Origin of the sequence: Labrenzia sp. CP4 (assembly GCF_001579905.1) — a bacterium.
Lineage (GTDB): Bacteria > Pseudomonadota > Alphaproteobacteria > Rhizobiales > Stappiaceae > Roseibium > Roseibium algicola.
This window is the reverse complement of the sequence record NZ_CP011927.1, coordinates 5144542-5158919: the sequence shown is the minus strand read 5'-3', so window position 1 is coordinate 5158919 and position 14378 is coordinate 5144542. Positions and strand designations below refer to the sequence as shown.

Annotated in this window: 14 protein-coding genes; 7 read left to right on the top strand and 7 right to left on the bottom strand. The window is 61.1% G+C overall.

Annotated elements, in window-relative coordinates:
- Positions 1 to 2: 2 nt before the first annotated feature.
- The 3 genes from ACP90_RS23635 to ACP90_RS23625 all read right to left on the bottom strand — a co-directional run bounded on the left by ACP90_RS23635 (position 3) and on the right by ACP90_RS23625 (position 1822).
- A complete protein-coding gene (locus ACP90_RS23635; RefSeq protein ID WP_062490378.1) occupies positions 3 to 308 on the bottom strand; it encodes a GNAT family N-acetyltransferase in 306 nt (101 codons plus the stop codon).
- 114 nt (positions 309 to 422) lie between these two features.
- Positions 423 to 1127, bottom strand: coding sequence for a pirin family protein (locus ACP90_RS23630; protein WP_062490376.1), 705 nt, complete (start codon positions 1125 to 1127; stop codon positions 423 to 425).
- Between the two features lie 128 nt (positions 1128 to 1255).
- On the bottom strand, positions 1256 to 1822 hold the full coding sequence (locus tag ACP90_RS23625) for a DUF3291 domain-containing protein (RefSeq protein ID WP_062490375.1): 567 nt from the start codon (positions 1820 to 1822) through the stop codon (positions 1256 to 1258).
- Between the two features lie 188 nt (positions 1823 to 2010).
- Here ACP90_RS23625 and ACP90_RS23620 point away from each other — a divergent pair, with 188 nt between their 5' ends.
- From ACP90_RS23620 to ACP90_RS23610, 3 genes are all read left to right on the top strand, one after another.
- Entirely contained in the window at positions 2011 to 2838 is an 828-nt protein-coding gene (locus ACP90_RS23620) for a sulfite exporter TauE/SafE family protein (protein ID WP_062490373.1), read from the top strand.
- A gap of 132 nt (positions 2839 to 2970) precedes the next feature.
- Positions 2971 to 3672: an AzlC family ABC transporter permease gene (locus ACP90_RS23615; RefSeq protein WP_023002160.1), complete on the top strand. Its 702-nt coding sequence runs from the start codon at positions 2971 to 2973 to the stop codon at positions 3670 to 3672.
- Positions 3665 to 3985, top strand: a complete 321-nt coding sequence (locus ACP90_RS23610; RefSeq protein WP_062490371.1) for an AzlD domain-containing protein — start codon at positions 3665 to 3667, stop codon at positions 3983 to 3985. The genes ACP90_RS23615 and ACP90_RS23610 overlap by 8 nt, the downstream gene beginning before the upstream one ends.
- A 1-nt stretch (position 3986) precedes the next feature.
- On the opposite strand, the gene ACP90_RS23605 is transcribed toward ACP90_RS23610, so the two are convergent.
- Positions 3987 to 5537 (bottom strand): bifunctional aminoglycoside phosphotransferase/ATP-binding protein, encoded by a 1551-nt coding sequence (locus ACP90_RS23605; RefSeq protein ID WP_062490369.1) that lies wholly within the window; start codon positions 5535 to 5537, stop codon positions 3987 to 3989.
- Between the two features lie 128 nt (positions 5538 to 5665).
- Between ACP90_RS23605 and ACP90_RS23600 the strand changes: the two genes are divergently transcribed.
- Positions 5666 to 6046 (top strand): hypothetical protein, encoded by a 381-nt coding sequence (locus ACP90_RS23600; protein WP_023002157.1) that lies wholly within the window; start codon positions 5666 to 5668, stop codon positions 6044 to 6046.
- A gap of 381 nt (positions 6047 to 6427) precedes the next feature.
- A complete protein-coding gene (locus tag ACP90_RS23590) occupies positions 6428 to 8092 on the top strand; it encodes a thiamine pyrophosphate-binding protein (RefSeq protein ID WP_062490367.1) in 1665 nt (554 codons plus the stop codon).
- Positions 8093 to 8165: 73 nt separating this feature from the next.
- Here the strand turns inward: ACP90_RS23590 and ACP90_RS23585 are convergent, their stop codons facing one another.
- The 3 genes from ACP90_RS23585 to ACP90_RS23575 are packed head-to-tail and all read right to left on the bottom strand — an operon-like array spanning position 8166 to position 11072.
- Positions 8166 to 9521, bottom strand: a complete 1356-nt coding sequence (locus ACP90_RS23585; protein WP_023002155.1) for a TRAP transporter large permease subunit — start codon at positions 9519 to 9521, stop codon at positions 8166 to 8168.
- Position 9522: 1 nt separating this feature from the next.
- The gene (locus ACP90_RS23580) at positions 9523 to 10038 is read right to left on the bottom strand and encodes a TRAP transporter small permease subunit (protein ID WP_023002154.1); all 516 of its coding nucleotides are present in this window, start codon (positions 10036 to 10038) and stop codon (positions 9523 to 9525) included.
- The gene (locus tag ACP90_RS23575; RefSeq protein WP_062491923.1) at positions 10038 to 11072 is read right to left on the bottom strand and encodes a TRAP transporter substrate-binding protein; all 1035 of its coding nucleotides are present in this window, start codon (positions 11070 to 11072) and stop codon (positions 10038 to 10040) included. Before ACP90_RS23575 ends, ACP90_RS23580 begins: the two co-directional genes overlap by 1 nt.
- Before the next feature lie 384 nt (positions 11073 to 11456).
- Here ACP90_RS23575 and ACP90_RS23570 point away from each other — a divergent pair, with 384 nt between their 5' ends.
- Both ACP90_RS23570 and ACP90_RS23565 read left to right on the top strand, forming a co-directional pair.
- The gene (locus tag ACP90_RS23570) at positions 11457 to 13172 is read left to right on the top strand and encodes a thiamine pyrophosphate-requiring protein (RefSeq protein ID WP_062491921.1); all 1716 of its coding nucleotides are present in this window, start codon (positions 11457 to 11459) and stop codon (positions 13170 to 13172) included.
- 164 nt (positions 13173 to 13336) lie between these two features.
- Positions 13337 to 14212 carry a bifunctional allantoicase/(S)-ureidoglycine aminohydrolase gene (locus tag ACP90_RS23565; protein ID WP_062490365.1) on the top strand — a complete coding sequence of 292 codons (876 nt, stop codon included), beginning with the start codon at positions 13337 to 13339 and terminating at the stop codon, positions 14210 to 14212.
- Positions 14213 to 14378: the final 166 nt, after the last annotated feature.

The following is a 14378-nucleotide window of genomic DNA, read 5'->3' as shown; positions in this document are numbered from 1 at the left end:
GCTTAGGCCTGAAACACATCCGCCCATTCGGGGTGCTTGCGCCGCTGCGCATTCACATAAGGACACAGCGGCACGATCTTCACCTGCTTGCGACGGGCGTCATCAACAAGCCTTTCCACCAGTGCCTTGCCAACCCCCATGCCACGCATGCTGTCCGGCACACCGGTGTGATCGGCAATGATCAGGTGTTCGTTGACAATGGAGAAGGTCAGTTCGGCCGGCTCGGTGATCCCTTCTACCATCGCCACATAGCGGCCTTTGCTGCCATCCTGTTCCAGGGTGATGTCGGGGGAAGTTGTCTCTACCATTGTCGGTCTCCTGAAGTGGATGAAAGCAATTGCTCTGATCCTGTGTTCAATCTGGCTGTTCGTTTCCAGGGAAGTACATGGGATGGGGCGGGAACAATCCCGCCCCAATTCATATCAGGCTGCCAGGTCGAACAGCAGGAATTCGGCATTCTCACTGGCTGTCAGCGAGATCGCGCCTGTCTGAAGCAGGCCGAGACCGTCGCCTGCGGAAAGCGGCTGGTCATTGACGCTGATCTTGCCTTTCACCAGTTGCAGCCAGACCTTCCGGCCGGGACGGATGTCGAAGGCCAGGCCGCGATCCGCGGACAGAAGCGACGCGTAGAGATCGACATCCTGGTGAATGGTAACGGATCCGTCCCGTCCGTCGCGCGATCCGATCAGGCGCAGCGCATCGCGGCGGCCGTCTTCCGGAAAGGCCTTCTGCTCGTAGCTTGGCGAGATCCCGTCAGCTTCAGGAACGATCCAGATCTGCAGGAAGTGGACCGGATCCGTGTCCGAGTGATTGTACTCACTGTGGCGAACACCGGTGCCGGCGCTCATGCGCTGCAGTTCTCCCGGCCGGATGACTGAGCCCGTACCGAGCGAATCTTTGTGTTCCAGACCACCGGAAACGACATAGGAGATGATCTCCATGTTCTGGTGCGGGTGGGTTGGGAAGCCGGCGCTGGGGGCGACACGGTCCTCGTTAATCACCCGCAGGGCACCGAAACCGATGTGGTTCGGGTCAAAATAGGACCCGAAGGAGAACGTGTGCTTGCTCTTCAACCAGCCGAAATCGGCATCGCCGCGAGCATCCGAAGGACGGAGTATCTGGTTCAAGGTTCAATCCTTTCCCAATCTCTGGCACGGGAATGTCCGTGCGCTGTTGGGCCTAAGATTGCCATTGGGGGATTGTTTTACAATTCTGCCAAATCTGGACAATTAGTCATCGATTTTTGAACAATTCCCTATTGAACAGCCTTGGGAGCTTCGGTCCGGGTCCGGTTTCGTTCCGCGATCTGTTTCGATACGCCGCCGTTCACTGTTGTGGGCTTTCCGGAAGGATCGAAAGCGGACTTGAATGTGAAGGCCGCGGGCGTGGGGCCCGCGTCGCCCAGGCGTTCGAAACGGTCGATCGCCTCCACCCAGTCCGGTTGGTGGCCTTCCGGCACCCACCACAGAGCATAGGCGGGGTAGGCGTGGTCTTCGCGCATGAAGTCCGGACCCTTTTTCAGGATCTCGGCGTGCGGCCCTCGGTAGACGGCGGCAAGCGCTGATTCCAGGTCTTGCCAAAGCGAGATGGTGGAGGGTGCCCAGCCGTCGCCATTGTCCTGCCAGTACCTGGGAAAAACCTGCTCGCCCCAGCTGTCCGGTCCCGGTTCGTCTTCGTAGCCGGAGCGGGCGACGAAACCCTCGGCGCGTTCCATCGCAGCCCAAACAAGCGGCTCGGCTTGGTGAAAGGGTTCCACAACCGGGTGGTCCGCCCGCGTACGGAATTGGCCGAATGTATAGAGCGCAAGCCAGTGACCGTTCATGCTTCCTCCCCGCCTGAATGACACCCGGCAGAGACTGGCTGCAATTCACCCGTGTCGCAAGAGGTTGCAAGCGACGCAAAACAGATAGTCCGTGCATGCGGCTGGAAAAATTCGCGCAGCTGGTCTAAGCGCTGGAAGAAGACTTTGGTGGCCGGCATGAGCCCGGCACCGGCAACGAGGATAATCGCGTGGAAGATCTCAGCCTTTTCTCCCTTGGCCTTCTGGCTGTTGCGCTGCTGGCAACCGGGCTTGTGGCCGGGATCATTGCAGGCCTGCTCGGCGTCGGTGGCGGCATCGTCATCGTGCCGGTGCTCTATTACATGTTCACCGCCCTGAAGATCGACCCGTCGGTTCTGATGCATGTGGCCGTGGGAACGTCGCTCGCAACCATTCTGGCGACCGGCACGTCGTCGGCACGCGCCCACTACAATCGTGGCAGCGTCGACATGGATCTCCTGAAACGCTGGTGGTGGGCGATCGCTCTTGGCGTCATCGCCGGGGGAACGCTCGCGGGGAACATTTCGGGTGGCGCACTGACGCTGGTCTTCGGGATTGTCGCTCTGGCCGTGTCGGCCAACATGATGTTCCGCAAGGATGGCTCCCATCTGGCCGACAAGCTTCCCGGGTCTCCGATCAAGGAAACACTGGGCTTCCTGATTGGCGGGATCTCGGTGATGATGGGCATTGGCGGTGGAACGCTCGGCGTTCCGACATTGACCCTTTTCAATTATCCGATCCGCAAGGCGGTTGGCACCGCGGCGGCCATCGGCCTCATCATTGCCGTTCCGGGCACTCTGCTGTCGATCTTCTTCGGCTGGGGCGAGGAGGGGCGCCCGCCGTTCTCGCTCGGGTATGTCAACCTGATCGGCTTCTTCCTGATCATTCCGGCCAGCACCCTTGCTGCACCCTGGGGCGCGAAGATCGCCCATGCCATCGATCCGCCGAAGCTCAAGCTCGTGTTCGCGCTGTTCCTCGGTTTTACCGGCCTGCGCATGATCTACGGCGTCGTGTTCTGACCGGTGGCCTGGTCCCGGCTACAGGATCGCTGATGGGTAAATCAAAAGGTTTCATTGGTTCTGAGTCGATTTATCAGCAATACTGACCTTTCTTTGCGGGGGGTGCCCGCCGCCTGACACTCTTGGACAGACATGTTGAACAAAAATGTGACCCTCAGCCTGCAAGGCTGCGTGCGGGGCGCCACGATGTGCATTCCGGTATCCCCGGGCATCATCGCGCTTGGACTGGTCTTCGGAACGGTCGCCGCGCAAAAGGGGCTGACCTTCCTCGAAACGATCATGATCAACTCGCTGGTTTTCGCCGGCGCCAGCCAGTTCGTCGCGATGGAAGTCTACAGCGATCCGCTCAATTATGCTCTCGTCGTGGCCATGATCGGGGTTACCGCTGCCGTCAACATGCGCATGCTGCTGATCGGCGCGAGCCTGCGGCCCTGGCTTGGCCAGGTGCCGGCCTGGCAGACCTATCCTTCCCTGTTTCTGCTGACGGACCTCAACTGGTTGCTGGCCTTGTCGGAATACGACAAGGGCACGCGCGACTGGGGGATCTATCTCGGCAGCGGTCTTTTCACCTGGTCGGTCTGGTCGCTTTCCGTCGTTCCGGGCTATTTCGCAGGCAGTCTCGTGTCGGACCCGAAGGTCTATGGCCTCGACGTGGTTCTGCCGGCTTTCTTCGCCGCACTTCTGGTGCCGCTCTGGAAGGGTAAGCGCCAGACAGTCAGCTGGCTGTTCGCAGGCGGTATCGCCGCGCTGACCTGGTATCTGGTCGGTGGCTACTGGAGCATTTTCACCGGTGCCATCGCCGGTGCTTTCGCGGGGGCCTATCTCGATGACTGAGGGAGCATTCACCGCCGACCCGATCTTCATCCTGGCCGTGCTTGGCATGACAGCGGTCACTTACGCCCTGAGGGCGGGTGGATACTGGGTCATGGGCCGGCTGCCCATCACGCCGCGGGTGCGCCGGGGTCTGGAGGCGTTGCCGGGCGCGATCATCGTTTCCACCATCCTGCCCATCGTGTTGAAGGGCGGGCTGGCCGTGGCGCTGTGCCTTGTCGTAGCTGCAGCGGCGCAGGTGACCCTGCGCAAGGAATATGTCGCCGTCTTCTGTGCAGCCGGAGCCGCGGCAGCCCTCAGGGCTGCCGGACTGTAGGCTACTGGCGGTTCAGGATTTTCCGCACCTGTCCGGCGGTTTCGTCGACATTGCTGCCCGCGTCGATTTCCACCCAGTTCATCTGGCCGAGGTCGTAGCCAAGCTGTGTATCGACAACGTCAGCGTTCGCGTCCGAGGCATCGTCCCCGCGCGCGGAGACCCGGGCTTTCAGGATGTTTGCCGGCGCAGTCAGCCACAGGCCGCAGAAACCGCATTCAACATTGTTGGCGATGGCCTCGATACGGTCCCGTTCGCTCTCGGCGGCAAAAACCGCATCGAAGATTGCCGAGTGACCCGCTGCGAGGACGGTCTGAATGGTGTCGTCCAGCGCGTGGTAGACCTTCTGGGACGCCTCCAGCGTATAGGCTTCCGCCGGCGCCTTTTCCGTTTCTTCAATGCCCAGCAGGCGCTTTCGCATCACGTCCGTGCGCAGCACGCGCGCGCCGGGTGCCCGGCCGATGCCGGGGGCAATTTCGTAGGCAAGCGTGGTCTTGCCGGTGCCGGAAAGGCCACCGATGGCAACCAGTTGCGGGCGTGAGGGATCCAGAAAGTCCACTGCGTGGCGGAAATAGGCCTGGGCCTGGTCGCGCTCACGTTGTTTCTGGTTCGGGTCCGACTGGTTGAGAGCGGAGCTGGCCGCGATCTTGGAGCGGATCGCCGCGCGCATCATCAGGTAGAAGGGCAGGGCTGCCAGGCCCTCCGAATGCGTGTCCAGGCGGCTCTTGTCCATGTAGCGGTTGAACACCCGGTTCGCCGCACGCTGTTGACCCCGGTCCCACAGGTCCATCAGCAGGAAGGCGAGATCGTAAAGAACGTCACCGGTAGCAATCGCATCTGAAAATTCAACCGCATCGAACAGGACCGGGGTGTCATCAACCATGACGATGTTGCGAAGGTGGGCGTCGCCGTGGCAACGACGGACAAGGCCCTGTTCGCCCCGGCGCAGGATCAGCTCGTGCAGAGCCGACAGGACAGTGCGGGAAGTCTCGGTCAGATGCCGGACCGCCTCGGCTTCGAACAGATCGGGGTGCTCGCGAAAGGCGGCGTCGTTCTGCTCCACATAGCTTGCAAGCTCCGCGTAGAAGCCGTTGCCCTGCCGCAGTGGCGCGGCGTCATGCGCAGTCACCATCATGTCCGCCAGCCTGTCCGTCAGAGTGTCCGGAAGCGGGCCGGTTCCAGCGACGGAGTCCAGTTCGTGCTGTCGCTCGAACCGGTTCATTTCAACTGCCCATTCGATGGGCTCTCCAGTGCCGCCAAGATCCAGCGTGCCATCTGCCTCCCGCGTCACAGGCAAGGCCTGCCGGTAGATCTGAGGTGCGTTCGGCTGGTTGTAGGTTATTTCCGCCTTGCAGGCTTCTTCGCGCAAGGGCAACGTCGAATAGTCGAGAAAGGGAAACTTGACCGACCGTTTGACCTTGTAAGCCTTGCTGCCCACCAGAAAGACGATATTGGCATGGGTGTCGATCCGCTTCACCTCGGGCCGCGCCGGATCGTCGGACGGAAGGCTGCCGAGGAACTCGAGCGCCTGGTTCTGGGTTTCGGCCTGATCCATCTTCCGTCCCTTTTGCTGACACGTGGCAATACATGCCTCACATGCAAACGACCCGGTTTGATCCTTCTCAATGTGAGGTGCCCCGGATGTGGCACAAATAAACCGGATTGTCAGTAAAGGAGGGCCCCATGAGCGACTATCCGACTTTGAAGAAGATCAGGTTGAACCTGGCCAGAACCAAGGATTTTCCGCAAGGTTCGGCGAACCACGGTTATGAATTCACCGCTCCGCTAGACGAAACCGGCCATATCGACGCCGGTCTTTGGAAGAAGCAGCGCGACCATTGCCGTGTGCGGCGATTCTGGGGCGCCGAGGAAGAGGAAGTCGGCCACCTCATCCACCGTCCGGGTGGCTCCTGGGCTTTCCATTACGATATCGACGGCGAGGACGACGATGAGGCGGGCTACCGTTTCGGCGCTCATGCCTTCAACCCGGGTGAATACGTCTCCATCAAGGACGAGGATGGCGAGATGCACACCTTCCAGGTGGTGACGGTTCAGTCGATCTGAGATCAGCTTCCCATAACAAGACATAAAAACGAATGGGGGCAGGGGTGCCGGGAAACCGGTGCCCCTTTTTGTTTGCTGCGCCGATGCTTACCGGCAAGGCCTACCATGACATGAGGCCCATCCTTCGAGACAGCACTTGGCGCTTCCTCAGGATGAGGACTGTGTGTGGCACAATCAGGCGGCCTTACAACACATTCAACCTCATCCTGAGGAGCGCGTTTGTGCGCGTCTCGAAGGATGGGCTGCAAGTCCGTTGTCGGAGATATATTATTCTAAATCGGAATGACCCTATTGCCAATTAATCTGATTTTCGCCTCTAACAGGCGGGATTTTCATACGCTATAGAATGAACAGATCATCTTTCTCGTAAGGACCCGGAACATGGACCAGAAGACCGGCGGTGAATTGTTGGTGGAGGCGCTGGAGCGCCACGGGGCAGAGCGCGTGTTCTGTGTGCCCGGCGAAAGTTACCTTGCCGTGCTCGATGCGCTTTACGATGCGTCGATCCCGGTCACGGTCTGCCGCCAGGAAGGCGGGGCTGCAATGATGGCCGATGCCTGGGGCAAGCTCACCGGCAAGCCGGGCATCTGCATGGTGACCCGCGGTCCCGGGGCCACCAACGCTTCTGCCGGTGTCCACGTGGCGGCGCAGGATTCCACGCCGATGATCCTGTTCATCGGACAGATCGAGCGTGGCATGCGCGAGCGTGAAGCGTTCCAGGAAATCGACTACAGCCAAATGTTCGGTGGCATCGCCAAATGGGTTGCGGAGATCGATCACGCGGATCGCGTACCGGAGTTCATTTCGCGCGCCTACCATGTTGCCACGTCCGGCCGTCCGGGACCGGTGGTTCTGGCGCTACCGGAAGACATGCTGGTCGAAAAGGCGGATGCCCCGCAGCCGCCTGCGTGGACCCAGGTCGAAACGCATCCGGGCCTCACCCAGATGGCGGACCTGCAGAAGCGCCTTTGGGCGGCCGAGCGGCCGATCGCCATTCTGGGTGGCAGCCGCTGGTCGGAAGAGGCCGTCGCCGGCTTTACCCGCTTTGCCGAGCGTTTCGACCTGCCGGTTGCCTGCTCGTTCCGCCGCCAGATGCTGTTCGACAACCTGCATCCGAACTATGCCGGCGATGTCGGCATCGGCATCAATCCGAAGCTATTGGCACGGGTCAAGTCCTCCGATCTGATCCTGCTTGTCGGTGGCCGCTTGTCGGAAATGCCGAGCCAGTCCTATTCGCTGCTCGACATTCCCTCTCCCACGCAGCAACTGGTTCATGTCCATCCGGACGCCGAGGAACTCGGCCGGGTCTACCGGCCGGCGCAGGCAATTCATGCCAGCCCGACTGCCTTCTGCAAGGCGGCCGAAGGCCTTCAGCCGCCGTCCGAACTGAAGGGCGCAGGCGAAGCGGCCAAGGCCCATCAGGACTACCTGGACTGGTCCGGTGCCCGGCCACAGGTGCCCGGCAACCTCCAGATGGCCGGCGTCATGGAATGGCTGGAAGCCAACCTGCCGGAAGATGCGGTCTGCACCAATGGGGCCGGCAACTACGCCACCTGGCTGCACCGCTTCCACCGGTTCCGTCGCTATGCCACCCAGGCAGCGCCGACGAGCGGCTCCATGGGGTATGGCCTGCCGGCAGCCGTTGCCGCCAAACTTGCCTTTCCGGAGCGCGAAGTCGTCTGTTTTGCAGGCGATGGCTGCCTGCAGATGACCATGCAGGAGTTTGGCACCGCCTGTCAGGACGGTGCCAACATCATCGTGCTTGTGATCGACAACGGCATGTACGGCACCATCCGCATGCATCAGGAACGCACCTATCCCGGCCGCCCGTCGGCAACCAAGCTGGTCAATCCGGATTTCGCAGCGCTTGCCCACAGCTATGGTGCCTTCGGTGAGACGGTCGAAACGACAGACGCTTTCGGTCCTGCATACGAACGTGCCCGTGCCGCCGGCACACCCGCAATCCTGCATCTGAAGCTGGACCCGGAAGCCATCACCCCGGCCGCCAGCCTCAGCCAGATCCGCGCGGCGGCACAGGGAAAGTAAAAGCCCAGCCTTGAACGAAAAAAGCACGCCCGTTACCCGGGCGTGCTTTTTCATTTATGGGGGCTTTCGATGCCTACCTCAGCACCTGCGGCAGCCACAGGGTGATGATCGGAAAACAGACCAGCAGGATTACGCGCAGGATCTCGGCACAGAAGAACGGCGCAACGCCCTTGAAAGTCTCGATCATCGGCGTTTCCCGATCGAGCGAAGAGATGACGAAGACATTCATGCCAACCGGTGGCGTGATCAGGCCGAGTTCGACCACGATCAGGGCGAGTACGCCGAACCAGATCTTCAGGTCCTCCGTGCTCATGCCGAAGCCTGCCCCTTCCGCTCCCTGGTAGATGCCGCCGTTGATCTCGACCAGTACCGGCCAGAAGAACGGGATCACCAGCAGGATCATCGACAGGCTGTCCATCAGGCAGCCGAGCAGGATGAGCGCGATCAGCAGCAGGATCAGCACCGTCATCGGTTCGAGCCCGGAGTTGGCGATCCAGGAAGCGGTTTCCTGAGGCAGGCCAACGCGAGACATGAAGATCTTGAGGAGTTCCGCTCCAAGGATGATCAGATAGATCATGCCTGAAGTGGACGCGGTTTCCTTGAGCGCCTGAATGAAGTCGTGGCCGGACAGCTTGCGCTGCAACAGCCCGAACAGCAGGACCAGAAAAACGCCGACGGCAGCTGCCGGTGTCGGGTTGAAGAACCCGAAGTAGATGCCGCCGATGACCAGCCCGAAGATGATCAGCACCGGGATCATGCCGGCAGTCGCCTCCAGGAATTCCTTGCGGTCGGCAACACCTCCCTTGGGCCCGGCTTCAGGCTTGATGGTGACATAGAGGGCGATGGTCAGAAGGAAGAGAACCACTGCCAGCAGGCCTGGCAGGAACGCCGCCATGAACATGGTGACGATGTTTGCTTCCACGATGATGGCATAGATGATCAGGACCACCGAGGGTGGGATCAGGATGCCGAGCACGCCGCCCGCAGCGAGCGTTCCCGTCGCCAACGCACCGGAATAATTGTAGCGCTTGAGTTCCGGCAGGGCGACCTTGCCCATGGTGGAAGCGGTTGCAAGCGACGAGCCGCAGACCGCACCGAACCCGGCGCAGCCGGCGATGGCCGCCATGGCGGTACCGCCACGCAACCAGCCGAGCCAGGCATTCGCCCCCCGGAACAAAGCCTGGCTCAGGCCGGTCTTCGAGGCGATCGCCCCCATCAGGACGAACATCGGCACGACGGAAAGGTCGTAGATGGAGAACTGGCCGTAGGCGAGGGTCTTCAGCTGGCTGAGGACGAGGGCGGGTCCGTTCAGCATCATGGTGCCGACACCGCCGACAAGAATCATCGCATAGGCAATGGGCATGCGGATCGCGATCAGGGCGATCAGCACCACGAGAGCGCCAAGCCCGAGGACAAGTGCGTCCGTCATTCTAGTGGTGTCCTCTCGACAGCGCGGTCATGTCCTGCAGCAGCGTGACCAGCGCGGCCAGTGCCAGCAGCGCAAGCGATATCAGGATCGGCACGAAGGCCATCCAGTGCGGGATCTGCAGGATGGTGGTTGTGTAGTCGTAGTCCTTCTGGTCCAGCATGCCGTAATACATGCGCCAGATCAGCAGCAGCGCGAATACAAGGGCAACCAATGACCCGAGCAGGGTGAAGAAGGCAATCACCCGTCTGGACGCGCCGGCGGTGAAGATGTCTGCCGAGACGTTTGCACCGACCAACTGGCAATAGGGCAGGAACGCGAAGACTGCGATGGCCACGCCCATTTCGGTCAGCTCGAAATCGCCCGGAAACGGTGTGCCGAAAACCGAGCCGATGATCGACAGCATGTTGACAGCGACGACCAGTAACAGCACGCCGCCGCCAAGCAGGGCCCAGAGCGTTATCAGGCGGCTGGCAGCCCCGGTGAACCCGGAGCTGCTGGCTTTGAGAGTGTTCGACATCAGTTGGCCGAGTGGCTGGCCACCGCTGCGCGGGCCTTTTCAACCAGCGCGGCACCGTCGATACCCTTTGCGGAGACCTCCTCGACCCAGCGGTCGGCAACGGGGGCCAGCGCCTGACGGAAAGCTTCGGTCTCTTCCTCGGTCAAGGTGATGTGCGTGTTGCCCGCCTTGGTGGCCAGACCGATCCCGAAATCATCCGATGCAGCCCAGATTTCGCCAACCTTCACGATCCACTCGGGACCGGAGGCATCACGAAAGGCCTTTTGAATGTCTTCCGGCAGACCATTCCAGCGTTCCTGGTTCATGGAAACCTGGAAGGTGGTGGTGCCGAAACGCTCCTTGTCGACGCCTTCGATCTGGAACTCGGTCTGCTCCTGGATCTTCAGCGGCGGAATGATTTCCCACGGAATGAAGGCGCCGTCGATAACACCCTTCTGCAGCGCAGGCGGCAGTTCCGGAACCGGCATGGCGACCGGCGAAGCGCCGAGTGCCTCGATCACCCAGGCACCGGTACGGGTCGGGATACGGATCTTCTTGCCGGCGAGGTCTGCCGGGGAGTGAACTTCCGTGTCGCGCATGTGAATGGCCTGGCCGGCATGCACATGCAGGAACATCACTTCAACGCCCTTGTATTCGTCCTTCAAGTCCGTTTCGTACAGATCCATCAACGCCTGGTTTGTGGCGGCCGGATCGTTGGTGTGAATGCCCGGAAGCTCGAACACTTCGGTGCGCGGGAAGAGGCCAGGCGTATAGCCGTTCACGGTCCAGACCAGATCGACCACGCCGTCGCGCACCTGGTTGATCAGCTCGGGCGGACGGCCGCCAAGCGTCATGGCCGGATAGATTTCGATATGGACCTTGCCACCGGAATTTTCTTCCACCTGCTTGGCCCACGGCACCAGCATCTGCGTGTGCGCAGGGGCTTTCTCGCCCAGGAAGTGGTGCAGCTTGAATTCGTAATCGGCCGCGCTTGCGGACGATGCGCCGGCGGCGATCATGGCAGCGGCGAGAAACGCGTTCTTGAGAATGCTCATGTTGTCTCCTCCCATCGGAAGCTCTTGTCGACTCCCGGTCTGTAACTTGCTGGCCAACCTTCAATGTGTGCGATCGTGGAACGCCCTTCAACGATGCCGGAAGACCTTTCGGGCGCACCTCTTGCAGATTTGCGGCCAGCAGGGAACGTAGCTCCGCGATCATCTTCACTAATTAGTTTGGTAATGTAAAATGAGATAATAGCCATTATACTTTCCAATTTTAGAAAGAAAATTCCTTGTTCCCATAGCCGTTTTTTATCGTCTAGGGTGCGCGTCAAAGCAGACGCGAAGGCGGCGGTTCGCGGAGGGGCTCCTCTCCTGCAAGAGCCTGAATTGCCTCGCAATTTCTGCATTCTGCATCCAAAAGGAACATGGGAGGACGGCATGGCCGACAGGATGGACAGCACCACGATTACCGCGGGTGGAGCGGTGTTCGGCAAGTTGAAGGCGCTCGGTGTCGACTATGTCTTCGCAAATTCCGGCACAGATTTTCCACCGATCATCGAGGGACTGATCGAGGCAACGCAGAACGGGCTCGACCTTCCGGTGCCGATCACGGTGCCGCACGAACATGTTGCCGTCGGTATGGCACACGGCTTTTACCAGATCTCCGGCAGGATCCAGTCGGTCATGCTGCACACCAACGTGGGGCTCTCCAACGGCATTACCGGCGCCATCAACGCCTGGTGCGATCAGATCCCCGTGCTGATGATGTCCGGTCGCACGCCGGTGATGGAAGCCGGCCGCTTTGGCGCGCGCACGGTGCCGATCGGCTGGGGACAGGAAATGTTCGACCAGACCGCGCTGATCCGCGAAGTCACCAAGTGGGACTACGAGTTGCGTTTTCCCGAGCAGATCGCGGATCTCTTCGACCGGGGCTGGGCGATTGCCAATTCCACGCCCAAGGGCCCCGTCTATCTCAGCCTGCCGCGTGAAGTTCTGTGCGAGCAAACTCCGCCGGATGGCCTTGATACCCCGTCGAAACAGGCACCGGTCATCGCAGCGCCGGATCCCTCGTCCCTCAAACGGGCAGCAGACCTGCTGGCGCAGGCCAAAAGCCCGCTGATCATCAGTCAGCGAGGAGCCGGATCGGAAGAAGCCTTTGCAGCCCTCGGACGGTTCCTGACGGACTGGGCCCTGCCGCTGTCGCACTATTGGGCAAACCAGCTTTCCGTTCCCCTGTCGCACCCGATGCAGGTCGGTGCGTCGCCGGAAGCCCTGCTTGCCGAGGCGGACGTGGTGCTGGTGATGAACTCTCTGGCACCCTGGTGGCCGGACAAGGTCGCCCTTCGCGATGATGTCACCGTGATCCAGCTCGGGCCGGATCCCCTGTTCACCCGCACGCCGATCCGCAACTTCCAGGCGGATGTGACCCTGGCAGGAGAAACCGCTCAGACGCTGCTGGCCCTGATTGCCGAAATGCAGAGCCGTCCGCGTGACGAAGCCGTTTTGAACGCCCGCAGACATCGTATTGCCGAACTGTCGTCCGCCAATCGTGCGGAGGTTGTCGCCCGGGCCAAGCGCGGCAATGCCGGCCCGATGAGCAAGGACTGGGTCAGTCTTTGCCTTGGCCGCGCCATCAAGGGGCGGAAGGCCACAATCTTCCATGAGCTTGGTTGTCCGCTTGAGCCGCTCGACCTGGAGCAACCGAACAGCTACTTCCAGGAACCGCATTCCGGGGGGCTTGGATGGGGTCTCGCAGCGGCGCTTGGCGCACAGCTTGCCGACCGCGACCGGCTGGTCTTCGCAACCATCGGCGACGGCAGCTACATGTTCGCCAACCCGACGGCCTGCCACATGGTTGCCGAGGCGCATGAGTTGCCGGTGATCACGCTTGTGCTGAACAACGAGGAGTGGGGCGCAGTGCGTCACTCCGTGGTGGGCACTTACAAGGATGGTCTTGCCAGCAAGGCCAACGATGTGCCGCTGACGTCCCTTCGGCCAAGCCCGGATTTCACCAGAACCGCGGAGGCCAGCCGCGCCTACACCGAAACGGTGACGGAAGGCGATGCGCTGCCGGCAGCGCTGGAACGTGCCATCGAGGTGGCGACGGAGGAAAAGCGGCAAGTTCTGCTCAACATCGCCATCGCGCGGGCTTGAGGCGCGGGTTCAATTGATCGGAAGAATAAGAAAATCAAGGGACGATTATCTTGTTTTTCCGAAAGGAGCTCTTCGGACATGCCCCGTGGTCCGGCTTCGAAAGGCAGGTCATAGTTCCCGGTAACTGGTTTTGTTGAAGAAGAAGGTTGGCCGTGTCCCAGTCCATGCCCCCAAGATCCTATTACGCGCCGACCGGTGGTCATCCCGGTCAGGAAACACTCCTGACAGACCGGGCTGTCTTTACCGATGCCTATGCGGTCATCCCGAAAGGCACCATGCGTGACATCGTCACCAGCTATCTGCCGTTCTGGGACAAGACCCGCCTGTGGGTGCTGTCGCGCCCATTGTCAGGTTTCGCCGAAACCTTCTCGCAATATATCGTTGAAGTGTCGCCGGGTGGTGGCTCTGACCGGCCGGAGACAGACCCTTCCGCCGAAGGCGTGCTGTTCGTTGTCGAAGGCGAAGCTGTTCTGACAGCCGACGGACAGCGATACCACCTGAGGCCCGGAAGCTACGCCTTCCTGCCGCCGCAAACCGACTGGAGCCTGAAGAACACAGGCAGTGAACCGGTGCGGTTCCACTGGGTTCGCAAGGCGTTCGAGCCTGTTGAAGGCCTGGAGCGACCGACACTTTTCGTCACTCACGAAAACGACATCGAACCGCGGGCAATGCCCGGCACGGACGGCAAATGGGCGACGACCCGCTTCGTCGATCCGGAAGACGTGCGCCACGACATGCACGTCAACATTGTCACCTTCCAGCCGGGTGCCGTCATCCCGTTCGCGGAAACCCATGTGATGGAACACGGGCTTTATGTCCTGGAAGGCAAGGCGGTCTATCGCCTCAACCAGGACTGGGTCGAGGTGGAAGCCGGCGACTACATGTGGCTGCGCGCCTTCTGCCCGCAGGCCTGCTATGCCGGTGGCCCGGGCCCGTTCCGCTACCTCCTCTACAAGGACGTCAACCGCCACATGAAGCTGCAGGCGGCAGGCCGTTTCGAGGCCGGTTCCCGGCAGAGCTTCCGCAGCGCCGCGGAGTAAAGAGAAAAGCCCCTTCCTCCTTGCACCCTCATCCTGGCACCCTCATCCTGAGGAGCCGCTTCAGCGGGGTCTCGAAGGATGGGCGGCACACTCCGGAACAAGCGGCCCATCCTTCGAGACGGACCTGACGGTTCTCCTCAGGATGAGGGAGAGGGCGGGATTGGCC